The sequence below is a fragment of the Dictyobacter kobayashii genome, from assembly GCF_003967555.1.
Classification (GTDB): domain Bacteria; phylum Chloroflexota; class Ktedonobacteria; order Ktedonobacterales; family Ktedonobacteraceae; genus Dictyobacter; species Dictyobacter kobayashii.
On sequence record NZ_BIFS01000002.1, the window covers coordinates 721,419 to 746,730 of the forward strand.

The following is a 25,312-nucleotide window of genomic DNA, read 5'->3' on the forward strand; positions in this document are numbered from 1 at the left end:
CTACACCACATAATAAAAAGTGTGGAAGCGCCTGCTTGCGCCCCTAAAGGAGTGATTATGGAAGCTGACACGCGCCTGGGAGCTACCAGGATGGCATCAGAAAAGCTTGATCACCCCTTTGCTCCCATCAAGCTCGATCACTTGCTCATCTTGAATGAGGTGCATTGCTCCTGGAACATTTACTACCGCAGGAATGCCGTATTCACGAGCGATAATGGCCCCATGCGAGAGCTGGCCTCCGATCTCCAGGACGATGCCGCCAACCAGGGGAAAGATCGGGGTCCAGCCTGGATCCGTTGCTGCAGTCACGAGAATAGAGCCAGCTTCCAGGCTCATAGCTTCCTGGATTGTCTGCACAATACGCGCACGACCACGGATGGTCCCACTACTGGCTGGCGTGCCTTTGAGCAAAGTAAGATGCTCTTCCTTTTCGGCGATGGGCAATCCATCTGCTCCCACCGCCTCAGGCGCAACTACGGTGAACCAGAAGTCATAGGCAAGGCGGCGCTGCTCTACACGCGTCTGCCAATCAACCGGGAGTGTTGTCATAGAGGGGGTCGCAACGATGTCTTCAATCTCGACTAGCGTCAGGAAGAAGATGTCATCTACCTGCCTCAACCAGCCGCGTTCAACCCAGCGCCGCCCGAGCTCAGAATAGACCTTGCGGGTAGGAAAAATAAATTTCGCCATAGTGTAGCGGCTATTGTCACGCACGGTCACAGCGCGCTGAGCTTGTTTCAGCAGGAAGCGAAAGACAGCACGGCGGATTGGGTCTACTTTTGCCTCAATGATGGTCACGGCCGTAGCACGACGCTGCTGCTGGCGAGCCTCGACAATGAGTGGATCGACGTGCTCTCCTGCGCGCAGGTAATTGGCGATCAGTTCGATGATCTGCTCTGGTGCCTCTGCCCAGCGTGGATTGCGCAGCTCCAGTTCGTTGGGGCAACGATGCCCATGACGCGCCAGAAATACCTCAAGTTGCTCAATGAGCAAGCGTCCTTTCTCCTGTGAACGCAAGAGGGCCAGTGCCGTGATTGGATCATGCGTGAGCACGATATCTTGTACCCCGCTCTCTTGAGCCAGCCGAGCCATCTGCCAGAGTGCTGGACCCACTTCAGCACTATAGACACCAGTGAGACCAGTGACCAGGTCTTGCGCCAGATCTTTGCCGGTCCACCAATGTACGATGCGTTCGAGCAGTCCATAGCTTATCACAGCACTAAAACTAAAACGAATGTTGTTTGCCCACGCATAGGCACCCCGTTTACTCCAGGTGGGGAGTCCCTCATGCCAGAGCGAAGCGTCATCAAGCTGGCTGAGATCGAGGAGCAAGAATTCGCTGACCCATTGATCGATATGCGCGAAAAATTGCTGGGGAGTATGCAGTGGCGTTTTTGCTTTTTTCGGCGCCTTGAAACGGGAGGCGACGAGCGAGAGGAGTTTGCGTAGCAGGCGTAAGGGACGGAAGGAGTTCTTAAGCACAACGGTGCCACGCGGCCGGCTTCCCCACATCTTATGTAGCCAGGAAGCCGGTAAACCCATCTCTTCAGTAAGGTTGCGAACCATAGCCCCCTCGTTAAAATACAGGCGGCCGTAGAAGCGACGGACCAACTGCGGTTGGGATTGATCCGAGGAAGCATTGTCGAGGCCGAAGAGCACGGAAAATTGCGTCTCAGTCAACGGTGTGATCGGATAGGGGAGATTCTCGCCCACATTGGTCCGTGTCCACACATCATATGGCTGCGGCGGCTGATCCTGTTCGCGGTTCCACGTATCTTCGCCCGGCGCGATCAGCATCCCTGAACTCTCTGGCACCGCCTGCTCGGTTGCAAGCGTGGTGATCGGGCGTGCCTGGACAATAAAGACCTGCCCATCTGCCAGGGCCCATTCGATATCTTGCGGTGCACCAAACTGCTCCTCTATCCGCGCACCAAGGTGCACTAACTGCGCTACCTGATCATCTGTCAACACAAATTGCGGCTGCCTCATGGTGCCCACGCCACGGTCGCCCATGCTAGTAGTAGTAGTAGTAACGGGCGCGTTGCCAACCTCTCGTCGTATAACGCGCCCACTGGTCTTCTCTGCAATGATCATGTCGGGCGTAATCTGTCCTGATACAAGTGCTTCACCGACACCCCATGTGGCATTGATTACTACCTCATCAGGCGCTCCACTGACTGGATTAATCGTAAAAAGTACGCCAGAGGAATATGCCGGCACCATTTGTTGGACAACCACGGCCATACTGGCCATGCGCGGTGCAATACCTGAATGAGTACGGTAACTGAGTGCACGCGGTGTCCAGAGCGAAGACCAGCACTGCCGTACTGCGGTGAGGATATCTTCGAGCGTTTGAATATTGAGGTAGCTTTCGTGCAAGCCAGCAAAGGACGCTGTTGGTAGATCTTCGGTTGTGGCGGAGGAACGGACGGCGACGGCGCCTGCAGCAAGTTGTAGATAGGCATCTGAGATCGCCTCGACGATGGCTTCTGGGATGGGACGTTGCGCAAAAAGCGTGCGAATAGCCTGTGAGACGCGCTCACACGAAGCAAGATCATCTGACGACACCTGTTGGACCAACCGTTCAACATCTTCCAGGAGACCGTCCGTTTTCAGAAACTGCTGGTAGGCACTCGTGAGGAGAACAAAGCCTGGCGGAACGGGAAAATGTGCATAGATGAGTGCACCCAGATTAGCCCCTTTGCCCCCCACAGTGGGCAACTGCTGTTGATTTGCATCCATCAATGTGCAGATAAATTCCATTGGTGACCATCTTTCCTCGCATGTTTCACTTTTTGCAGAGAAACATATACTTCTCAGTGTGCCCCTTTTGAGGAGCCAGTAGAAGAGCCATTTCTGGTTGTCTTAGTCCTCTGTCTGAGAGGAACTGCTCGTCAGGGTACGGATAGCCCACGCGACCGTCTCAGCTGCCTCCTCTCCTGAAAGGTTGAGGTAGTCTTTGAATGCACGCACGATCGCTGTGGTGGTGAGAATAAACACACTATTGCGCAGGTATATCTGCTCTGTCTCGTCAAAACGATCTGCCACAGGTCGCAGTGCCTCTTCGATAAGTTCCAGCCTCCGTGGGAGCGCTTGCTGGCGCATCTCATAGCTCAACTCACTCATGGCGGCAGCCCGTAGCATCTCGTCAGTTCCCTCATAGCTGATAAACAGATCTTTGACCAGAGCAATCAGCTCTCCGGGACTCCGGGGAGGCTGTGAAGGCGGCATTATGCCAGATTTCTGCACAATATAGCTGCCAAGTGACTCGATGAGTTCGCGCTTAGTGCGAAAATAGCGATAGATAGTCGGCACGGAAACGCCCGCTACCCGTGCGACGGCTGGAATGGAAAGATCTGCCAATCCTCCTTGTGCCATGGTCTGAATAAGACCTTCAAGAATCTGTTCACGAGTACGTTTTGTCTGCTCTTGACGAAGGGGGCTCTGATAATCACGTCTTTTATTCATGATATGAAGCATATCATGAATATATGATTCATGTCAACAATATAAAAAACAGTGTGTCTTATCTCCATTAGCATGGGAAGCTCCTCGTCCCCTTGCGGACGGGCGCAGGCGCGCCCTCACTTTTTTTATCTTATGTGGTACAAAAAACAGGCTGTTATCATCTTCTAGCCGCCTGTAGCGAAGCTATGCGAGATAACAGCCTGTTCCTTTTGAGTGTGGATAAAAACTAGCGCGTTTTTAGCAAATCATTAATGTCATCGATCTGTTGGGTCATCCAGGTGCGCAAATCGTTGGTCTCAACTTCGTGACGAGCTCGCTCAGCCAGTTGTTTGCGCTCTGCTTCAGGCAACATCAAAGCTTTATAAATTGCATCGGCCGTTTCATTGCGACCGGCTGGTGAAATGGCGATCGATGCATTTTCGAGCTGCTGGAAAGCGCCGCTGGTACGAGAAAGGATCAGCACGCCATCAGTAGTATTGACGGCCGCTCCTTCTTTAGCCACCAGATTCATACCGTCGATCAAGGAGTTTACCAGCAAGACATCATAGAATTGCAGGGCTGCCAGGGCTGTGGTCCGGTCATTCTGGACAAAGGTATGGATCGGCTGCCAGTCCTTGCGTCCATATTTCTTATTAATATCTTCAACCACCTTCATCGTTTCATCCTGATACTTGCGATACAGGGGTAGCGATTGACGTGAAGGGATCAGAAATGCCAGGAAAGTTGTCTGCCCGTGTAGCTCTGGATGCTGCTCTAGCAGTGTCTCATAAGCCAGGAAACCCTGAACAATATTCTTGGTTGGCTCAATCCGATCGACGCGCATGAGCGTATATTTGTTCAGCAAGGGCTTAATTTTTTCAGCGGCCCGTTTACCTGCGTTGCTATGCACCAGGCGACGCTCATCGGCCACCGAGATAGAGATAGGATAATCGCGCACAAAGGTCTGATGCCCATCCAGAATGACATAGCGCTGATCCAGGTCCACCTGGGCATCTTCAAAAAAGGCACGCACCCCATCCAGGAAATTATGAGCATCCCCACGGGTCTGAAAACCAAGGATATCATTGCCCAATAGGCCCCGGTGAATATCTTTTGTCATCTCGGTCGGCAATGAAGAGGCCCAGTAACGATGTTCAGGCCATGGAATGTGGATAAACTGTTGCATGGCGACCGAGGGATGTTGCGCCCGAATCATCCCGGAAACCAGATAAAGATGGTAGTCATGCAACATAACCAACGCTTTTGAGTCTTTGCTGGCGATCTCTGCATTGACCGCATCAGCGATGGCTTTATTGACTTCATAGTAGCCATTATTCCAGAAATCTTGCATCTTGTCGAAAGCAAAAACATCCTCAGCCTGTTCGAGTAAATAATGCTGGGTAAACCAGAGGACACGATTGCTCATCATATCGTAATGCTTACGATACATAGATTTTGGAACAGTAACATAGCGTAAACGCACATCTATATCACGGATCGGAGAAGGCATCACACCCTCTTCCGCCGTTTTCAATGCTTCACGATCGCCTTCCGTCATGGCTAAAGCGACCCAGGTAGAATTGACCTGGCTGACCGTACTCGTCAGTGCCGTGACAACGCCACCAGAACCACGACGCGATTTGATCTGACCCTCTTTAGTCTTATAATACTCAACAGGGCCACGATTTGTAGCAATAATAAGACGGTCAGCGTCTATAGATAATTGACCTGACGGCGTCTGAGATTTTTTTCTGATTGCTGTAGACATACAATCCCCACCTTCTTCAGTACTACCAAATTCTTCTACTTATTTTACACGGCCCACAAACACAAACCGAGACAGAAAAGCCGTCTGAACAACCATGCAAAGAAAGACCGCTTGACCATTTCTGACCATTTTATAGAACAACGGTACTATCTAACAACTGAGATTCATGCTTTGCGCTTCAATAAAAAAATCAAGTAAATACAGGCTTGTAAAAACTACTTACCAATATAATGTTATGCGAAAAGGACGGCTCATTGACCCGGATATATAATCTAAAAGATTCTCAGATATAATACATAAAGATTTCATCTTACTTATGTGTCAAAGAGGCGGTAATTTAATACTCTTAGCTGGCTAAAATCCGCACAACCGCACCTATGCAGGTATCAGCTAGCAACACTATGTTCAAGGGAAATCGATATGCCACTTGATAAAATAGTCCTGATTACATTAATATTGTTAATCTCTATGGTCATCCTGGCAGCCATCGGGTCGCGCCTACGGCTCCCCTATGCTATTTTGTTGGTGTTAGGAGGAGGCTTGATTGGCTTGATACCCGCTCTTCCACATATTGAGTTACAATCTGAGCTGATTCTAGTTATCTTTCTGCCACCACTGATCTATACTGCAGCCTGGTTTACTTCCTGGCGCGATTTTCGCAATCAGCTAGATTTTATCCTCTTACTGGCCATTGGACTGGTGCTGGCCACATTACTGGCGGTAGCTTTTGTTGCGCACACCTTTATTCCCGGCTTACCATGGGCAGTGGCTTTTGTGCTGGGTGCTGTCGTTTCGCCTACGGATACCGTTGCCGCCAGTTCAATTATTCAAGGGCAGGGACTAATCAGACGTATTGCGGCCGTAATTGAAGGCGAGAGCCTGGTCAATGACGCAACCGGACTGGTGGCCTATCGCTTTGCGATAGCGGCCGCAGTTAGTGGCACGTTTTCACTGACGGCAGCCGGCCTGCAATTTGTGATAGTCAGCATTGGTGGGATCTTGATGGGCCTGATTCTGGCGCTAGGTATTACCTGGCTGCATCGACAGATTGAGGATACCACCACCCAGATCATCATTACCATCATCACACCGTTCGCTGCCTATCTGATCGCTGAGGCACTGGGCTTATCAGGCGTACTGGCTACCGTCGCGGCCGGACTCTATTTAGGTCGCCAATCAGCAACCTTCTTCTCTTCCGAAACCCGCTTACAAGGCAATTCATTCTGGAATGTGCTGGTCTTTATCTCAAATAGCTTCATCTTTTTATTAATCGGCCTACAATTGCCAAATCGAATAGCAAACCTGGGGAGCCGTTCTATACCCACCATACTTGGTCACATTCTTATGATCAGTCTGACCGTGATTGGTGTACGGCTAGCCTGGACCTTCGCCTGTATCAACCTCTTACGGATTCTCCCACGCGCAATCCCACATCTACGTCCAGGCGTAAGCTGGCGCTATGCCCTGGTCATTAGCTGGGCAGGTATGCGCGGCGGTGTCTCTCTGGCTGCCGCACTGGCCATCCCAACTACCGTCGCCAACGGCACAAGCTTTCCTAAACGCGACCTGCTCATCTTCATCACTTTTGGCGTCATCCTCTTTACCCTTCTAGTGCAGGGATTGACCCTGGGCCCTCTGATACGCTGGTTAAAGGTGGACCACGACCCTACCATCAAACGGGAAACCCAGGCAGCGTTAATCGCATCGACTCAGGTAGCGCTCAAAAAATTAGATGAACTGAAAAATGATGAGCCGAGTATACAAAAGTACATTGATCGCCTTCGCTCATACTATGAACGTAAACTGGCCTTGATTGAACAAAACGATGAAGAAGTAGACCTTCAGAAGCTTCAGCGACTACATGAGCTTTTTGGGCACGTCCAAAAAGACATACATAATGAAGAAAGAAATGTATTAATTGCAATGCGGAATAAGGGTGAGATCAATGATGAGGTATTTCATAAAATCGAACAAAACTTAGATATAGAAGAACAACGCTTCTATAGATAATACCATTTAACTCTTTTAGCGTATATATTTTTCTATATAAAAAAGAGACCCGTTTTACCAGTTTCAAGTAAATCTATATCAGGCAGAAAGGATAGGAACAAACGAGTCTCTGATCTATTATACATATACAGAAAATCTTTGCGCACGAAAAACACACAAAAGATTATTCTCCCTTGCCACATAGCCCATCAAAAAATCTCCAAAGGTGTATTTATTTATGTCAATATACCGTTATATGAGAAGTTGAAGCAATAGACCAGGAATTCTTTCTGATCCTGTTACCTGAGTCACTGGATGAAGCAGCATGGGATAGCGTAGGCTCAAACTGAACGAAAAAATTTAGAGCAGGGACGTTCTTTCGCCGAGTCAAATAGAACAAATTGCTTTACTGTCTATTTTTGCGGTTATCCTGGGGGTGCCTCTGATGGAGAAGCATTCCAAAAAGGGGTAATGCTACCCCCCGTTAGCCCCGTCCTGGAATGGTCCCCTATCCGAGCGAGCAGAGTCGAAACTGGTGAACAATCCGCGCAACGAGGGAGTGGCTATTCTGGCCTGACAGGCAGAGTGAGAGACATCACAGCCATCTTGTGCCCTACCTCATTTACAGAGGACTCCCTCCTGGCCTATACTTGTTCTATGCCGGTTAAGCACGGCCATATAATGGACCGCAATATGCCAGCATAGAAATGGAGTTCCTTTTATGCCACACGATTCATCGCCCAGTTCTGCAAAGAAACCCCACTGGTCCAATGACTACAACAACGCCTGGGTCCACTGGGAATATACTCCCGAGGAATGGGCGCTTTTTGATCGCGTCGACTGGCGGTCCGCGCAACTGCGCTACTGGCTGCCCAATATGATCGTACCAGTGGCCCTCTTTCTCCTGAGCGCCCTCCTCTTCCAGACCGGTGTATTCCAGGTCGGTGTACTGGGCGCTGTGAGTTTTATTCTAATCGTAGTGATGGGAGTCCTATTTATGGTGCGGGTATACGATTACGGTGAGGCCCGCAAACGCCACAAGGCGCGCCACCACCAGACACAACTACGGATAACGCTGGCCAGAAAAGGCGTCTGGGAGGCAGGTACGTTCTTTGAACTCTCTGGCCTGCAGACAGTACGCCTGACATCCCAGCCCACCGTTCTATGCTTTCGTTGCCGGCACAAAACGTATGACCGCACGAATAACACCACATACAATTATAGTACGATCAATGTGCCCGTGCCCCATGGCCGGGAAAATGAAGCAGCGCAACTGGTAGAGCGCTTCAATGAGGTAATAAGAGAGACAAAGCAGTATAAAGGGTATAATCCGCCTGAGCCAGAGTAACGAAATCCTGGATGGGTGGTAAAAGGGCGAGATCGGAGCGCTCAGGCTTGTGGTCAACATCGTCACGCGCGGGAATACGCTCCCAGAAACGGTTGTTCAGGGTCATCACTGCCCTCTTCGGCAACCCTCTTCCTCTGAAGAACTGTTCTAGCTACGGCAAAAACTTGCCGTAGCCTTTTTTGGCCAATTGCCTATTCCGACTTTTTGTTCCTCCCTACGAAAACCCCATTATACAAATAAAAAGCTGAGCAGATGATTCGTCATTCTTCTTGTCTATAGGAAACATCTTCACCCAGGTAGACAACACGCCGGCGCCTTGGTACCTCGGGGACTGGCTGTACAGGCACTACCTCGGCAATAGCGACCTCGCTATAAAATTTTTGTACTTTGAGTGCAAAAATCGTGACACAACAAAAGAGCACACAGCCCCAGCCTGCCTCCCAGTAGTCACTGATGGTATTCAAGACTTTCACCGTGGGATCTTGCGAAGGAACATGGGAAGAAGCGCTCCCGATAAAGGGAAAGAGGACAACTAGCAGACCAATGAAGGGTAGTAAACAGAGGATCATCTGGCCTTTCCGGCGCCAGGAAACATTACTGTGCCAGCTCTCTACAAAAAAAACGATAATAAATAAGACCACCTCGATGGCTACGATATAGCGCATCATGTACAGCAAATTATTCAGCTGCAACATATACACTACACAGATCGAGCAAACTAAAATAAGCAGGGCTAAAAAATTATCCCTTTTGAACATCCTACCAGACCTTCCGCTATTGGCCTTGTTACACATGACTTTTGAGTATTATACATCCTTGCTACCTGTTTTGTCTCGTCTATCCCTTCGCACTACAAAAATTTTGCTTTGAGCAAATGCCATACCTGCCGCTATAATCACTTATCTGGTGCTTTCTATATGAAATTGCCAACTAATAATGGCGTTGTGCTTGAGTATGGCGAAACAGGTCTGTAGCGTGAAAGGGAGAGGTTGTATTGTATTTTACGCAAATACAACACAACCTCTCTATATTGAGCGCGGCTATTCTGTCTCGGTAGCCTCTGAGATATCCCATAGTTGCTGGAGACGTTGTAGCTTCAGGTCTCGACTGGTACGTGGCGGCAACTCTGGCAAGTTCAAAACCAGGTCAAAGTTGTCATCACCAGCGATCCGGTTGAAGCGTTCAAAATCACATCCCAGGCAGCGATGGACCAGCACATACTCACCATTTGGCCGCTGGAAATAGCCAATCGGTGCCATCTTTGAACCACATACATTCAAGCGATCACCCTTGCTCTCGTCTACATGACGCGAGTAGAGGCAGAATGGACAGTGGTTTCTATGGTGTCCGCCATACGGCAAAGGACCGATAAAGCGGCGGCAATGCCTGCATTTGAATACGTCGTTGGTGGAACGATTATGTCGATGCTGGCGCGTGGGTTTATGGGCGGAGTACTCGTGATAGTCATTATTAATATGTCTGCGTGTTGTGCGCAATGGTTGTCCTCATCTTTTCTGTAAACCAAAAGTGGGTATTTTTTTAATCGCCATGGCGCCCCTGCTGCCCGTCGTGCAGTCTGTACGGTGGCGCAAAAAACCAAAGAGAGGACAAGACGTATTGTTGACATATTAGTACTCATGAATGACTTCCCTTCCAGTGCCTGAAGGCAATAAAAAAAGAGTAGAGATGCAGTGCACACTAAATCTGGGCATAAGGATGCCTGGGAAAATGCATATGCATAAGCATAAAAAAGCGTGCACAGAAAGTCGAGAAAAAGTGGAGAGGTTTGTGGGAGGTTAGCTAGCGCAATATACAAGGGTTCTGGACTGCTTAATGTGAAGATCAGCCACAAAAAACTGTACGCTAAAAAGAGTGGTATGGCTAGTTGTTTAGCCGCATACCAGCATTCACGGAACCACGGCCAATAACATGCCGCCCATGAATAAAAACTGTACCATCAAGTACAGTGCTTAGCGCTCACCCGCCACAAACATAATTGAGAGGACTTGCATAAAATCCCTTTCTAGAAAGTAAGATTGCTTAATCAGTATACTGAACCAATATTTAAAAGTCAAGCATATTGATAATAAGACAGGGCTCTTTAATGTTCCTCTTTGGCGCCTGTGGCCCCGGGTTGGAAGGGTGGAGTTATGAGTCATCCCTAACTTTTGAAAAAGTTCCCAAAACTGGGGGGTGCAGGGTCTTCCCTGCACCTCCTGCACCTCCCGCATTGGGAGCGCGAAACCCATTTTTCGGATTTTTGAAAAATCCGGGATGACTCATAGGTGGAGTGTGTGTGATGGGCGGTTGCAACCGCCCATCACACACACTCCACACCTGAAAGCATGGACATCTTATTGCTTGCTGGTGATCGCTGGACGAACATGAAAAAACCCTGGCAGAGATGGACTGAAAAATTACGCTGTTGGAGATTATCGGGTATACTCATGCATATATATAATATCTTGAATGTCGGGTTAGCAATTATTTATTCGTTCATTGACCACAAACTAGAAGCGAGTAGCAATGGATAGTGACTATTTTGAAAAACGTATGCGGGAACTAGAATATTTTCATTCCCTGCGCTGTCTACCAGGTACCTGGATCGTGCTCCGGCTCGATGGCCGAGGCTTTACGAAGTTTACGGCACGAGCAAAATTCGAACGTCCTTTTGATGGCAGGTTTCAAGAATATATGCGCACTGCCGCGCAAAGCCTGCTCGAAGAGTTACAAGGCCTGTACGTTTTTACAGAAAGCGATGAGATTTCTATTGTTTTTCCGCCCCAGTGGGATCTCTTTGACCGCGAGGTGGAGAAGCTGATCTCTATTTCGGCCAGCATTGCCAGTGTGGCTTTCGCCCTTGCCAGTCAGCTGGCCGTTCAATTCGATAGCCGCATCTGGCTGAGTGCGAGCCAGGAGCAAGTTATCGACTATTTTCGCTGGCGTCAGACCGATACGACCCGCTGCGCCTTGAATGGCTGGTGCCACTGGACCTTGCTCAAAGAGGGTCTTCAACCCAATCAGGCTACAGCACAGCTCACAGGCAAGACACTGACATATAAACAGGCTTTACTACAAGAGCGCGGCATCGAGTTTGACACCCTACCCTACTGGCAACGCTACGGCACAGGATTCTATTGGGAAACCTACGAGAAAACCGGCTACAATCCTCATCTGCAACGCCATGAGACGACGCAACGCCGCCGCATGCGCATGCAAGATGAATTGCCTATCGGCGAAGCCTATGGTGAATTTATTGCCGCGCTCCTGGCCAAAAGCCTCGTTTGAGATAAAAGCTATGGCCGGGCGGCGGTGCCATCCCAGGTGCGGGCCAGTGTCCATTCGGGCGGGCCATCTGAGCAGGGATAACGGGCTGCTTGCTGCTCATCGATGTCGATGCCCAGGCCTGGCTTCTGGTTGGCATAGAGATAGCCTCCACGCAGCTCTGGACAACCTGGGAAAACTTCACGCTCCTGTTCACTAAAGGCATGGCCTTCCTGGATACCGAAGTTATGGCTGCTGAGATCCAGGTGTAGATTAGCGGCGTGCCCAACTGGAGAGGTATCGCCCGGGCCATGCCAGGCGGTACGAATACCAAAGGCTTCGCAGAGCGTAGCCAGTTTCTTCGCTGGCGTCAGTCCCCCGATCTGGCTGATGTGCACGCGGATAAAGTCAATCCAGCGATTAGTAATCAATGGGAGCCATTCATGAGGATTATTAAATAATTCGCCCATGGCAATCGGGGTAGCACACTGCTGACGCAGCATAGCAAAATAGTCGTTCTGCTCTGGCGGAAAAGGGTCTTCCAGAAAGAAGAGCTGGTAGGGTTCAAGCTTCTTAGCCAGTCGGATCGCTTCGATGGGTGGGAGCCGCTCATGAACGTCGTGCAACAGCTCGATCGCATACCCCAGGTGATTGCGCAGATAGTCAAATAGGCGTGGCACACTGCGCGCATACGCCTCGGGATCATAATAGGCACCTGGTAGCGTCTGTTCAGGCGGAACTTTCAAGGCGGCCCGACCACCATAGCCTCCCCATTGGCAGCGAATATGTTGATAACCCTGCTCCATATAAGCCTGAACGTGCTCCAATACCTCGGCCTCATCACGTCCATCAGCATGGCGGTAGACGGCGGCCGCTTCACGGCATTTGCCACCCAGCAGATCATACACAGGCATAGCAGCCAGCTTGCCCTTGATATCCCACAGGGCCATATCCACGCCCGAAATAGCATTATTGAGAGTCGGACCATTACGCCAATAGGAGTTCTGATACATGGTCTGCCAGAGATCTTCTATACGCATGACCTCTTTACCCAGCAAAAAAGGTTTGAGGTAATCCTCGACCGCCGAACGCACCGTCAATGGGCGTTGGGTAAAGGTGGCACAACCAACGCCATAGAGTTCCGGCTCGCTCGTTTCCACTTTGACGATAACCAGACGACTGGTGTCTGGCATGGTGAGGATGACACGAACATCCCTGATAGTGATGTTTGACATGATGCCTCTTTTCTAGCCAGTGGCGTACTCTTTGCATAAGCTTAACATCTTTGCGCGCGCTTTATCAACCATGGTCTGATAAAAGCCAGGACTTTTTCATATTCCTCTTTGGCGCCTGCAGCGCCGGGTTGGGAGGGTAGAGTGTGTGTGATGGGCGGCCGCAGCCGCCCATCACACACTCCACAGATGAACATGAAAAAGCCCTGCTGGATAAAAGCAAAGCACAAAAAAACCGACCACTCTGAGATAGAGTGGTCGGGATCAGTTGGACAGAAGCTAAAGGCTATTTGGTCAGATAGATATCAGACCAGTCGCCAAAGTAGAGTCCATTGCTGTTCATGGTCAAGCCGTGGATTTTGTCTGGAATGATCGCTGCCGCGGACTGGTGATCGAGAGGCAACCAGCCAACATTATCGATAGCGATACGCTCAGCTTTGGCATACAGGGCCAGGCGTGCATCTCCAGAGGTTTGCTCGGCCTGGGCAACGGTTTTGTCGAACTCGGGATTGCTCCAGTTACCATTATTATTGGCCGAGGTCGAGAGCAGGCTCAGGTCTAACCATTCATAGGGGTCTGGGAAATAGACACCCCATTGGGTAAAGCCAAATTGTACCGTACGCTTGGTGGTCTCAGCATTATAGGTCGTTAATTCCATCCCGTTCAGCTTTACTTTAACACCCAGATTATCCTGCCACATCTGCTGTAAAGCTTCAGCCAGTTCAGGCGTGACCTGGGACGATGGATAGGAAAACGAGATCGGTGGCACCTTGCTAACATCGGGATAAGCACTCTTTAACAAAGCCCTGGCTTTGGTTGGATCAAAGGGAATACCCGGATAATTGGGCTGGGCACCAGGCATACCAGGAGGAATGATCGTACTGGCAGGCGTAACGGTATCATGGAAGATCGCCTTCGCCAATGCTTGCTTATCAATGGCGGCCGCAAAAGCCTGGCGCACAGCTGTTTTATTAAAAGGAGCAATCTCATTGTTAAAGAAGAGCAGATCGCTCTCCAGAATTGGCTTACGCACAAAACCAGACATGCTCTGCGCCTGCAACTGATCGGTGGAGTTCAAACCCCAGACAAAATCATATTGACCGGCCTGATAGGCTTTGAAGGCGGTTGACACATCTCTGACAAAGGACATCTGGACCTCTTTGAGCTGCGTCTTTTTACCATAGTAATGAGGATTGGGCACAAAATCCATCTGGACGCCATGCTGCCAGGATTTTATCATGAATGGCCCACTACCAATGCCACTGCCAGCCACGTGATTAACCCAATCTGTCTGCCCATATTGCTCGATTACCTTCTGATTCAAGGGCTGGAACAGAGAGACCGTCAATAATTGCAGGAAGTAAGAAGTAGGTCGCACCAGCGTAACCTGCAAGGTATGGGCATCCAGAGCTTTGACGCCAGTCAGGGTTTTGGACTTACCAGTAATTACATCGTTAGCGCCCTGAATAGACTCCTCTAAAACCGGGGCGGTAGGAGACTTTACTTCTGGCAAGAGGGCACGTGTCCAGGTATAGACATATGATTGCGCGGTAATCGGGGTACCATCTGAAAAAGTAATATCGTTGCGCAGATGGAAAGTATAAACTTTATTATCTTTCGACACATCCCAGGAGGTAGCTTGATCAGGTTGTGCCTTCAAATCTTTATCAGGTCTTACCAGTCCACTGAAAATCATACTGATGGCCTGGTTAGAATTTGCGTCGGGACCACTGGCTGGATCTAGTTTGCCAATATCAGCTGTCCCCACATTTGGGAAACGTAAAACCTGATTGGCGCCAGGGGTTGTATTCCCTTGGCTGGGTGAGCTGGTCGCTCCACCGCAGGCGCTGAGCACCACAACGAGCGCTGTCAACAAGAAAAGGGAGAGTGAACGCGGATATTTGCTCCGCCATGCAGACATAAATAGGTACTCACTTTCTTCTACACGTACACCAGACACTGTAACTATGAACTGCCAATTATAGCACAGCTTGATAGGCAATTCAGGTTACCACTAATAATAGTTATCTATAAAGTTTACGTATGCTTCAGAGATTTAGATGTTGTAAGGTATAAAACTATTTTCTTTGCTTATTTATTCCTTTTGCATTTATAATTTTGTGTGGGCGTCCGCTGGCGCGTCCGAATTTATGAATGAGTGGGGCCGGGGCGCGCCGCGCCCCGGCCCCACTCATTCATAAATTCGGACGCGCTGCAAAGCCAATTATGCTTTTTGGTATTGCGTAGCACATACGGCGCACCTCGGCCCCACTCATTCATAAATTCGGACGCGCTGCAAAGCCAATTATGCTTTTTGGTATTGCGTAGCACATACGGCGCGCCCCGGCCCCACTCATTCATAAATTCGGACGCGCCAGCGGACGCCAATTATGCTTTTTGGTATTGCGTAGCACATACGGCGCGCCTCGGCCCCACTCATTCATAAATTCGGACGCGCTGCAAAGCCAGTTATGCTTTTTGGTATTGCGCAGCACATACGGCGCGCCCCGGCCCCACTCATTCATAACATTTCGGGCATGCTGCTTATTTATGCGTGTCGGGTCAGTCGCTGAGCCAGTGTGTTGCCCAGCCATTGAATAAGTTGGACCAGCACAATCAATAATACCACGGTCACGACCATCACCGGCGTCTCGAAGCGCTGGTAGCCATAGCGGATAGCCAGGTCGCCCAGACCACCAGCACCTACCGCGCCCGCGATAGCTGAATAACCGATCAGGCTGATAATCGTGATGGCAATGCCCAGAATCAACGAGGGCAGGGACTCGGGAATTAATACTTTAAGGATGATCTGCCAGGCATTACATCCCATGGCTTTGGCGGCCTCAACCACGCCGCTATCAACTTCACGCAGTGAGGTCTCCGCCACGCGTCCAAAGAATGGGATGGCCGCCACCGTCAGGGGCACAATAGCCGCCGAGGTACCAATAGTGGTGCCCACTAGCAAGCGTGTAAAAGGGGTAATGGCAACCAGCAGAATAATGAAGGGCAGCGACCGACCAATATTGACAATAAATCCCAGGATCTGATGCAGCCAGGTCTGTTGGAGCAAACCATTACGGTCCGTAATCACCAACAAAATACCTAGCGGCAAGCCGATCAGAATAGTAAAAATGGTAGAGATAACCACCATCCATAGCGTGTCCTGCGTGGCTTGCAGAAGATCCGGCAGCAGATACGACCAGTAATTCCAATCCATCAGTTATTCACCTCCACTCGCAAGCCAAGACTCCTCAAATAGTCCACTGCCTGTTCAAATTGCTCACCCACAAATTCGGCCTGCAACTGTCCCACCCGCTGCTCACCAAATTTCTCAATATTGCCGCTCAAGATATTGACGTTTAAATCAAAACGCCGAATCAAATTCGAGAGTACCGGTTCATCCGCGCTATTGCCAGCAAATGAGATGGTAACCACACGGGCACCTGGCTGGGCCGCATAGCTCTGGGGGCGAGGGAAAAGACTCTGGGCCAGGCGAGACTCGGGACGCGCCGCCAGGTCCCCGACGCGACCCTGCTCAACCAGTTTTCCGGCCTCTAAAATGGCGACCTGGTGGCAGATCTGTTTGACCACCCCCATTTCGTGGGTAATCAGCAGGATGGTTAGCCCCATACGCCGGTTTAGATCCTGCAACAGCTCAAGAATGGAATGGGTTGTCTGCGGATCAAGGGCCGAAGTGGCCTCATCTGATAACAAGACCTCTGGTTGACCGGCCAGAGCACGGGCGATGCCTACACGTTGTTTCTGCCCACCAGAAAGTTGCGCGGGATAAGCGTTGGCACGTTGCTCCAGGCCAACCAGGGCCAGCAATTCTTTTACTCGCTGCTGGCACGCTGTCCGACTATAACCCATTACCTCAAGTGGAAAGGCTATATTATCGGCAATCGTGCGTGAACTTAGTAGATTAAAATGCTGGAAAATCATGCCGATATGCTGCCGCGCCTGGCGGAGGGCACTTCCACCCAGGGTAGTCATTTCCTGCCCATTGACAAAAATAGAGCCCGAGCTGGGCCGCTCTAACAGATTCACGCAGCGAATCAACGTGCTCTTGCCAGCACCACTCTGGCCCAGCACACCAAAAATCTCGCCTTTTGGGACCTCTAAACTGACTTTATCCAGCGCAACAATCGCTTTTTCGCCCTGGCCATACACTTTACTCAAATCACTAATTGTTATCATCACATTTCCCCCTGGCAAATGTTACCAAAAACCTCCATCGTTATTCATCACGTTCTGAATGCCACGATGGAGGCTAAGAATCAGCCTGCCTTTGCATGCAAAGGCAGGCTGGAGATCAGCATCGCTATCTAGAAAGCAGGGATTACCGATCCTTTGTATTTATCCTGAATGAATTTTTTGACCTCGGGAGAATTGAGCAATTTGGCCAGTTTGGTGACACCAGGATCATTCTCGTGACCCTTCATGACAGCCAGCACATTGGCGTAGGGATTGCCCTGCCCCTTTTCCAGTGCCAGTGCATCTCTAGAGGGGGTCAAGCCTACAGTCAAAGCATAGTTGCCGTTAATCACGGAGAGCGTGGTATCGTCCAGCGAGCGTGGTAACTGAGCGGCTTCCAACTCTTTGATCTGCAAATTTTTGGGATTGCTGGCAATGTCATGTACAGTTGCGCCAACACCAGCGCCACTTCTGAGCGTGATCAATCCATGATCAGCCAGCAACTGCAGGGCACGACCACCATTTGTGACATCATTAGGGATTGCCACGACCGCGCCATTCGGAACCTCGTTGAGAGATTTTACTTTATGCGCGTAAATGCCAAGTGGCTCGATATGCACTTTAGCCACCGCGACCATATTCATGCCATGCTGCTGGTTGAAATCTTCCATATAAGGGACATGCTGGAAGAAGTTAGCATCGATCTGGCCATCTCTCAAGGCCAGGTTAGGCTGTACATAATCAGTAAACTCAACAACCTGGATTTTCAGGCCTGCTTTAGCCGCCAGGTTATCACTGATATAGCGGAGAATTTCAGCATGGGGCGTAGGGGATGCACCAACTTTGATGGTCGTCACCCCATTGGATGAAGTGCTGCTCCCCTGGTTGGCACTTCCACCACAGGCAGCCAACACAGTGGCTAGCAAGGCACATAGGATGACAAAATTAAGCTTCAACGAACGCATTTAACAGGTTCCCTTCTGAGACAAAAAGATCTTAAGAATATGTCTGACCCTCATGATCGCCCCGCTCTTCATGCCTGATTTTGCACGCATTCGGAGCGCAAAAAGTTTTCTTATATGGTGCGAAAATTGCGTTGTACACAATTTTCGCACCATATAAGAAAACATGTGCGGGTGCGCCAGATGTATTGCTTATAAATAAAATCTCTAAATACAACAATATGATAAGCGCCTATATATTAATCATAACAATCTTGATAAATTTTGTCAACTACTTAATTTATCGAGAAAGTTGTACAAAAAATGTGGTACCAGTATCTAGAGAGGTTTCTACCCAGATACGACCATGATGCTGCTCAATGATTTCTTTACAGATAGCCAGGCCGAGGCCCCAGCCCGGCTGGGTCGCTTCAGCCTCTGGAGTACGGTAAAAAGGTTCAAAGATATGCTGACGAACATCCTCTAATAGAGGAAGACCATCGTTCTGTACCTTCAGGAGCACTTCGCGATTCTTTTGCTCAATGGTCACATTAATAGCTGTATCAGTAACTGAATACTTTATAGCGTTACTAATGAGGTTGGTGGCCACCTGAGACAGCCGCTTTTTATCCGCATAGAGCTCAATATGTTCTTCACACTCATGGAAAACAATAATACGGTTGGAGACTGCATGCTGCTCGCCAACGACTTCCAGGCAGATTTCAACGATATCACAAGTTTCAAAATGGAGTGGTAAGTTGCCAGCATAGAGACTATTGAGATCCAAAAGATCATCCAGCAACATTTGCATATCCTCGGCTCGGGCCGCTATTTTTTCAAAATGCGCTTGCATGATAGGCAATGGAACCTCATAATCAGACTCCCGTAATCTACGCAAAGCCAGCTGCGCTTGACCGCGTACCGTTGTCAGTGGTGTTCTTAGCTCATGGGTAGCGCGCGTTATAAAATGATCCTTTAGGGAGACTGCCTGCTCAAGCTGATGATTAACATGCATTAACTTTCGTTGCATGACGATCGATCGGCCAATCAAGGCGATTACAATCAGGTCAGAAAGCACAAAAGGCCCACCGATCGCCGTATCACGAACAATGTCAGTTGTAAAAATACCAGGCATAATATAAAACTGGGTCGCCAGCAACCCTAATATCAGCGAGAACAAACCCGGTCCGACTCCCCATGTTAAAGCAACAACAATAGAGATCAGTCCTAGAGGAGCAATAGCAAAGTATGGCGCGCGCTCCATAAAAGTATCGACATATTTTAAGATAACCATCGAAACTATAAGTATACAACTGGCGAGATAGCCAAAGAGGGACGTATACACGAAGGCAAATGCTCCTCGTGGAGATGATCGTGTAGCGGGCCTCCGGAATAAACTCTGCATTAATTTAAAACCCTTTGATCCCTGGAATTGTCCCATACCATTTAAAAAGCAATCGTAAACGCCGCTCGATTGTGGCTAGCTCCGCTGCTACGGGCTCAGCCATTCAACTTAATCAGTTGCAAGCAAACGGGGGTGCCTCTCAGGCAGCTGCGCTCATACGATTGAACGGCATACCACTAATAGCTTTGATGGATTGTAAAATGAAGCTTCGAACCTGAAAAATCATATATCTATAGACCGTATATACTAGAAACGTCCGCAAGCAGTGCGAAGAGTCACCCGTTAAAACCAGCCTTGCGAAAAATTAGCATATTAAAGCGCTACAATGGCACTGCTAGCAGTGCGCAGGACACGCAAACCAAAGTGTATATTAGCGATAGAGACGCGCTCAGCATGATTGTGAGCAAATTGGTAGGGCAATGGGCAGCCGGGTTCGGGCGGCAGAGGATCAAAGCCATAGGTTGTAATGCCAAGAGGGCAAGAAAGCGGGAATCCCTGATGGCAGGAAAAAGATAAGGGGCAACCAGCGAACCTGGATCATGAACGGCGATGGCTGCCCGCCACTTCTCATTGGTCAGATAGATGACGAACAGCCGATGATTGAATTAGCTGATCTGCTCGCCTCGGCTCACCTGAGACTGATTTACAATATGGGGGAAACCGTCTTTACAATCGACGATATATCTGGCGGCTGCACCATCTGTATAGGCTGTTCCAGCCACGGTATGATAGCCTCGCGATGCCTGTCTGCGACCAGGAATAACTTTGCCAGGAGGAATACTATAAAGAATTTCGCCGGTGAATTCACGCTCACGCTCTTTAAGGGTCACCACCTCGCCTGGACGATACTCACCTTCACTGGGCGGGCCAAAAAGCTTAACAAACTGCTGCTTATCTTCCCGATCAAACACATAGGGTTCGTAGACGCGCTGTCCGTTTTTAATTGTTTCAGCGATGGGGATACGCTCATCGGTTTCCAGCGTAATAATCCACAGGCTCAAAAATTCCTCTGGCTTGGACACATCCACCGGACTCCACATCAAGACTTTGACGCCTGAATGGGCATGCGCACTCTTGAGGGCTGCCTGGGCCAATAGCTGGATCTGCACACGGCGCAAAATATAATCACGCTCAATCTGACTGAACTCTATAAGGCGAGCAATATCAATACCATTAACGTTTACAATTGCCTGCATTCCATATTGTTCCCAGTCGATAGGACCCAGCTTGAAATTGAGTTCATCACAGATAGCAGCTATCTGCTTAATTTTCTGACTGGCCTCTTGTTGTTCCTCAACCATGTTTCGACGTGAATAGGTCATGATATATAAGCTCCTCTCAAGCAGCATGGTACATCTGCTTGCTGGCTGGTGAAACATTCCGTGCTGAACATAAGAGGAATGTGTCATCAATTGGGCAAACTACTTAACTATATAAGCTCGGTTCCCTGGAAGGTTGCCTGATCTTCCGAAGCAAACTCTGCAGTAAAAACGGTATTAAAACGGCAGAGTTAGTCGCAATTGAGTGGCGTTGACAATTGCGTTTAATGGCCCGCTGGAAATTTTTTTGATGTGGATAACCGCTACAACAAATTCCACTTCTATAAGTTCCTATCAGAAATGTCGTAGTTTCTCAGGATATGAACGAGTCATACATGTAGGCCTAGAAATTCTGCGCAAATCCTGAGAGGAAAAATATTGGTGTATATTTTTTCACTTACTATTAAGTCACATTTTATGGAGCACTGTCAACATTCGATGACTTTAAGAAGTTTGGCACACAAATCAATATGGCAAAATAAGACTTTTAAAGAGTCCTGATTTACCATCCAGGGCTCTTTGATGTTTCTCTCTGGCGCCTGCGGCGCCGGGCTGGGAGTGTGGAGTGTGTGTGTGGGCGGCTGCGGCCGCCCACACACACACTCCACACAGGAAAGATAGTGTCTTTCTTCCCTTGCTCGTCATCTCCATGTTTGCAGGTGGGTGGGCGGTTGCGGTCGCCCATCACACACTCCACACAGGAAAGAATGGATATTGTATCGCTTGCTCGTGATCTCTGGATTGACAATATAGAGCATAAAATTTATAATACGCCATACATGCTGATAGGCCATGGAGCTATGTGGTAGCATGCATTATTGCATAAACCGCAATAATAGCTATCATTATTATTAAAGTCCATGGAGAGAAGGGGAGGGTGGAAGGGATGGAACAACCACTTGTATCATGTATCATGCCGACAAAAAACCGACGCGGCTTTGTCGAGCAGGCTTTAGGCTATTTTGAAAAACAAGATTATCCCAATAAAGAGCTCATTATTGTAGATGATGGTGAGGACCTGGTGGTAGACCTTGTAGCCCAACGTCCTTATGTGCGCTATTTCGCCCCTCAATATATCCATAGTGTGGGCGCCAAACGTAATTTCGCCTGTGAGGCTGCCCGGGGAGAACTGATTTGCCACTGGGATGACGATGACTGGTATTCTCCAACCCGGCTCTCTTACCAGGTCGCTCCTTTGCTCACTAACACAGCGGATATTACAGGTCTCCATTTACATACCGTGCTGGACATACAAAAAATGCAGGGCTGGCAATGTGCTGACGCCAGTACATCAGCCATGGGAGTTGAGGGCATGCACTATGGCACTATGCTATATCGCAAACAGCTGTGGAGCAACTGCGCCCGCTTTCAAGATAGCCCTAAAGGCGACGATGGCTCGGGATTTGTAAGGCGGCTGATAAATCTTGGTGCCCGCGTCTGCACCCTCCCTTGCGCTAATCACCAGATCTATGTACGACACGGTAAGAATATTTGGAAATATCAGCCAGGTACCAGTATCAGTAACGAAAAGTGGTATCGGGTGAATGTAGAACAATGTATGTCGCGCGAGGAGATCAGCTTCTACCAGCAGGTACATCTACAACTCTTACAGAAGAGCATATCTTATCCCCCCGGCGTTCTCTTAAAGAACGCATAGGGAATCATATTACCAGAAAATTTATATCATTGGCATTTTCATTGAGGCACCAGGACAAACATAGAGGTGCCAGGACAACATAATATAAGTGCCAGACAGGCTAATGTAGCCGGACAGTTAACTGCAGAAAAAATGGTAGAGCATGGATTTTGTTAGATAATATAGGAATTAATGCACAATAATTCGGCCAGACATGACTTTTGCGACTATAACAGTTATACTCTCCACAGAAACAATGGCAACAACCAGATATCCCTTACAGCCTTACGCAAGGATGACCGGGAATTGCGGTCATCCAGAACGCCGGCTATAAATGTAATGAAACGCGCCGGTGTTAACAAAAGACAGTCTATGGACATTGTTCCTGATGGAGATATAAAAGTACATGAATAATCCACCAATCAATAAAATTATCGGGCCACATCGCGGTCAACCAGTGCTCATGGCAGGCGAGCAACTGGAACAGGCACGGGCGGCAATGATCATGATGCATGGTCGAGGTGCGTCAGCCCGCGATATTCTGGGTCTATCAAATGAGTTGCAGCAGCCGGGCTTTGTCTATATTGCCCCCAGGCAGCAGGAAGTACCTGGTATCCAACCAGCTTCCTGGCCCCACTTAACAGCAATGAGCCCGAGCTCTCATCGGCGCTATCGGTCATTGCGCAATTGCTCGATAGTCTGGCAGAGGCAGGGATCGCGCCTGAACGCACTATCCTGCTAGGTTTTTCGCAGGGCGCCTGTCTTTCACTGGAATTCGCAGCCCGCAACGCACGCCGTTATGGTGGTATTGCGGCGCTGAGTGGCGGCTTGATCGGACCAAACACCATCGTACGTGACTATCCCGGCTCGCTCTCTGGCACACCCGCCATCCTCGGCTGTAGCGATAAAGACCCCCATATCCCCAGGGAACGGGTCGATCTATCCGCGGACGTCCTGCAACGCATGGGTGCAACCGTAACCAAACGCATCTACCCGCAGATGGGTCACACCGTAAATGATGATGAAATTGAGCTCGTCAATGCCATGATGAAAGCCCTCGTTAGCGCATAAACTCGTTTAAAAGGCCCTGGAGATACAGCTCAACTATCTTATCTCCAGGAACCTTACACCCGCAACCTCTCCACTTTTTTATTCATCCCCACCGGGGTATGGTGCATTTTGACACACAGAGCGACAACAATTGGCAGAAACGATCCTTCTTTCTCTTTTTTCTCATTCCCTTAGCTTCTAGCGATCCCATTGTTTTGTGCAGCAGTAACCAGGCAATTTTGGTGCCATAGAATCAGCAACCATTATCGTTCATTAGGTAGCACAGATCTAACGTCATCCTTTTATTCAAAGAAGCGCATTTTTCTCGACTCCAACTCACATGTTTGAAGGAGAAGACCATGCCAGAGCCACAAAAGTTTTTATGCCGCTATTGCGGAACACCATTATTACCAGGGCAACGTTTTTGCTCAAATTGCGGACAAACAGCGGAAGGAAATATCAATCAGGCCACCGAACGCTCAGTCGATGCTGAAGACACAGTCCTGCCCGGTTCGATGGCAAACGATCGCCAGCAGACGCCCCCGCCGCCCCCTCCTGGCACCTTTGAAAGTGGACCACGACCAGGCAGTTATCCAGATATTCCCATCTATCAACCCCAACAAGGCTATCGTCCAGACGTACCCCCTATGGCTCAAGTACCGGTGCCGGCATATGCAACTCCCACTAAAGACTCATCGCGCGGCGTTTTAAGACAGGTAGGCTGTGGCTTCCTGGTCGTGATCCTGCTGGTTCTGGCCCTATGTGGAGGCGTTGGCTACTTTGTTTATCACCAGGTTGCCAGCTCGGTGAACCAGGCAACAACTCAGGCGAGCACCACCACCCAGAGCAGCAACAATAACAATAGCAATAACAATACCCCTAACGCCCCTAAACCAGTTGTCACCACCCTGAATATCCAACCTGTAACCTACTCCAGCGTAAAGATGACCATACAAAATGTCCAGCAGGCAGCTAGCTTTGCAGATGATGATACAAATACCTCCGGGGTTTTGCGCATCGCACTCAGCGAAGAAAATACATCTGCCAATGGCACCTACTACAATTATTCAGAGGCGATGCTTCTATTGCTACCTGATAATACAAGCATTCATCCAAACTAGGAACAATTCTCTACCGGGCCAGACGCATCCATCAAACGTAGCAATTGGATAGATTTCCCCGTCCCAACCACCACCAAACCAGATCAACTCACGCTGCGCATCGGCACGCCCACCGAGTCTCAAATCGATATCCCCTCAAAAACGGGGCCGATCTCTCCAAATATCAAGCAGTTAGCAGCACACCCAATAAGTTGCTGCAATATGCAGGCGCCAACTGGACAATTACCAGTGCCACCAAACAGACCAGCTATAACGGCAAACAGGCAGACCAGGGCAGTGTGTACATTATCCTCAACCTCAAGATCGACAACAACTCACAGAAAACAGTCTATCCCTTTCCCGGCGATGTCATGCGGCTCCAATCTGGCAACACAACCAACAAACCCGACTCAAACACCCTGAGTTCCAGCATTGCCCCCGGCCAGACCAACTCCCAGGGACAATGTGCCTTTATCATGCCAGCTGACTCAAGCGACTTTACCTTCATCCTCCTACCCAACGAGTTACTCGCCACCACCCAACAAGTCACCACCAGCTTCCAAATCAAATAACCACCACCAATCCCCAGGATGCGGACCTCTATGTCCGCATCCTCTCC

Annotated in this window: 20 protein-coding genes; 8 read left to right on the forward strand and 12 right to left on the reverse strand. The window is 49.3% G+C overall.

The window, feature by feature from the left end:
* Window positions 1-96: 96 nt before the first annotated feature.
* From EL645_RS29890 to EL645_RS29900, 3 genes are all read right to left on the reverse strand, one after another.
* Entirely contained in the window at window positions 97-2,763 is a 2,667-nt protein-coding gene (locus EL645_RS29890; protein ID WP_126555568.1) for a PEP/pyruvate-binding domain-containing protein, read from the reverse strand.
* A 102-nt stretch (window positions 2,764-2,865) separates the two neighbouring features.
* Complete coding sequence (locus EL645_RS29895; RefSeq protein ID WP_161977806.1) at window positions 2,866-3,468, reverse strand: TetR/AcrR family transcriptional regulator; 603 nt, start codon at window positions 3,466-3,468, stop codon at window positions 2,866-2,868.
* Window positions 3,469-3,694: 226 nt separating this feature from the next.
* Entirely contained in the window at window positions 3,695-5,215 is a 1,521-nt protein-coding gene (locus EL645_RS29900) for an alpha,alpha-trehalose-phosphate synthase (UDP-forming) (RefSeq protein ID WP_126555574.1), read from the reverse strand.
* 420 nt (window positions 5,216-5,635) lie between these two features.
* Here EL645_RS29900 and EL645_RS29905 point away from each other — a divergent pair, with 420 nt between their 5' ends.
* Both EL645_RS29905 and EL645_RS29910 read left to right on the forward strand, forming a co-directional pair.
* On the forward strand, window positions 5,636-7,225 hold the full coding sequence (locus EL645_RS29905) for a Na+/H+ antiporter (protein WP_126555577.1): 1,590 nt from the start codon (window positions 5,636-5,638) through the stop codon (window positions 7,223-7,225).
* Window positions 7,226-7,925: 700 nt separating this feature from the next.
* Window positions 7,926-8,552 (forward strand): hypothetical protein, encoded by a 627-nt coding sequence (locus EL645_RS29910; protein WP_126555580.1) that lies wholly within the window; start codon window positions 7,926-7,928, stop codon window positions 8,550-8,552.
* Window positions 8,553-8,812: 260 nt separating this feature from the next.
* Here the strand turns inward: EL645_RS29910 and EL645_RS29915 are convergent, their stop codons facing one another.
* Together EL645_RS29915 and EL645_RS29920 are read right to left on the reverse strand one after the other, a co-directional pair.
* Complete coding sequence (locus EL645_RS29915) at window positions 8,813-9,247, reverse strand: hypothetical protein (protein ID WP_136625315.1); 435 nt, start codon at window positions 9,245-9,247, stop codon at window positions 8,813-8,815.
* 345 nt (window positions 9,248-9,592) lie between these two features.
* Window positions 9,593-10,048 (reverse strand): RNHCP domain-containing protein, encoded by a 456-nt coding sequence (locus EL645_RS29920; RefSeq protein ID WP_218032128.1) that lies wholly within the window; start codon window positions 10,046-10,048, stop codon window positions 9,593-9,595.
* Between the two features lie 1,030 nt (window positions 10,049-11,078).
* Between EL645_RS29920 and EL645_RS29925 the strand changes: the two genes are divergently transcribed.
* The gene (locus EL645_RS29925) at window positions 11,079-11,840 is read left to right on the forward strand and encodes a tRNA(His) guanylyltransferase Thg1 family protein (protein ID WP_126555586.1); all 762 of its coding nucleotides are present in this window, start codon (window positions 11,079-11,081) and stop codon (window positions 11,838-11,840) included.
* Window positions 11,841-11,848: 8 nt separating this feature from the next.
* On the opposite strand, the gene EL645_RS29930 is transcribed toward EL645_RS29925, so the two are convergent.
* The 7 genes from EL645_RS29930 to EL645_RS29960 form a co-directional block, all read right to left on the reverse strand.
* Complete coding sequence (locus tag EL645_RS29930) at window positions 11,849-13,051, reverse strand: enolase C-terminal domain-like protein (protein ID WP_126555589.1); 1,203 nt, start codon at window positions 13,049-13,051, stop codon at window positions 11,849-11,851.
* Window positions 13,052-13,334: 283 nt separating this feature from the next.
* A complete protein-coding gene (locus EL645_RS29935; RefSeq protein WP_126555592.1) occupies window positions 13,335-14,969 on the reverse strand; it encodes a peptide ABC transporter substrate-binding protein in 1,635 nt (544 codons plus the stop codon).
* Between the two features lie 627 nt (window positions 14,970-15,596).
* Entirely contained in the window at window positions 15,597-16,265 is a 669-nt protein-coding gene (locus EL645_RS29940) for a methionine ABC transporter permease (RefSeq protein WP_126555595.1), read from the reverse strand.
* Entirely contained in the window at window positions 16,265-17,245 is a 981-nt protein-coding gene (locus EL645_RS29945) for a methionine ABC transporter ATP-binding protein (RefSeq protein ID WP_126555598.1), read from the reverse strand. The genes EL645_RS29940 and EL645_RS29945 overlap by 1 nt, the downstream gene beginning before the upstream one ends.
* A gap of 128 nt (window positions 17,246-17,373) precedes the next feature.
* The gene (locus EL645_RS29950; protein WP_126555601.1) at window positions 17,374-18,207 is read right to left on the reverse strand and encodes a MetQ/NlpA family ABC transporter substrate-binding protein; all 834 of its coding nucleotides are present in this window, start codon (window positions 18,205-18,207) and stop codon (window positions 17,374-17,376) included.
* 277 nt (window positions 18,208-18,484) lie between these two features.
* The gene (locus EL645_RS29955) at window positions 18,485-19,528 is read right to left on the reverse strand and encodes a sensor histidine kinase (protein WP_161977807.1); all 1,044 of its coding nucleotides are present in this window, start codon (window positions 19,526-19,528) and stop codon (window positions 18,485-18,487) included.
* Window positions 19,529-20,193: 665 nt separating this feature from the next.
* Window positions 20,194-20,910, reverse strand: a complete 717-nt coding sequence (locus EL645_RS29960; RefSeq protein WP_126555607.1) for a hypothetical protein — start codon at window positions 20,908-20,910, stop codon at window positions 20,194-20,196.
* Between the two features lie 883 nt (window positions 20,911-21,793).
* Here EL645_RS29960 and EL645_RS29965 point away from each other — a divergent pair.
* The 5 genes from EL645_RS29965 to EL645_RS29980 all read left to right on the forward strand — a co-directional run bounded on the left by EL645_RS29965 (window position 21,794) and on the right by EL645_RS29980 (window position 25,265).
* On the forward strand, window positions 21,794-22,564 hold the full coding sequence (locus EL645_RS29965) for a glycosyltransferase family 2 protein (protein ID WP_126555610.1): 771 nt from the start codon (window positions 21,794-21,796) through the stop codon (window positions 22,562-22,564).
* 385 nt (window positions 22,565-22,949) lie between these two features.
* Entirely contained in the window at window positions 22,950-23,285 is a 336-nt protein-coding gene (locus tag EL645_RS41590; protein WP_218032129.1) for an alpha/beta hydrolase, read from the forward strand.
* Window positions 23,171-23,614 carry an alpha/beta hydrolase gene (locus tag EL645_RS29970; RefSeq protein ID WP_218032305.1) on the forward strand — a complete coding sequence of 148 codons (444 nt, stop codon included), beginning with the start codon at window positions 23,171-23,173 and terminating at the stop codon, window positions 23,612-23,614. The genes EL645_RS41590 and EL645_RS29970 overlap by 115 nt, the downstream gene beginning before the upstream one ends.
* A 338-nt stretch (window positions 23,615-23,952) precedes the next feature.
* Window positions 23,953-24,714 carry a zinc ribbon domain-containing protein gene (locus EL645_RS29975; protein ID WP_126555613.1) on the forward strand — a complete coding sequence of 254 codons (762 nt, stop codon included), beginning with the start codon at window positions 23,953-23,955 and terminating at the stop codon, window positions 24,712-24,714.
* A 191-nt stretch (window positions 24,715-24,905) separates the two neighbouring features.
* Complete coding sequence (locus EL645_RS29980; protein ID WP_161977808.1) at window positions 24,906-25,265, forward strand: DUF4352 domain-containing protein; 360 nt, start codon at window positions 24,906-24,908, stop codon at window positions 25,263-25,265.
* The last annotated feature ends 47 nt before the right edge of the window (window positions 25,266-25,312 follow it).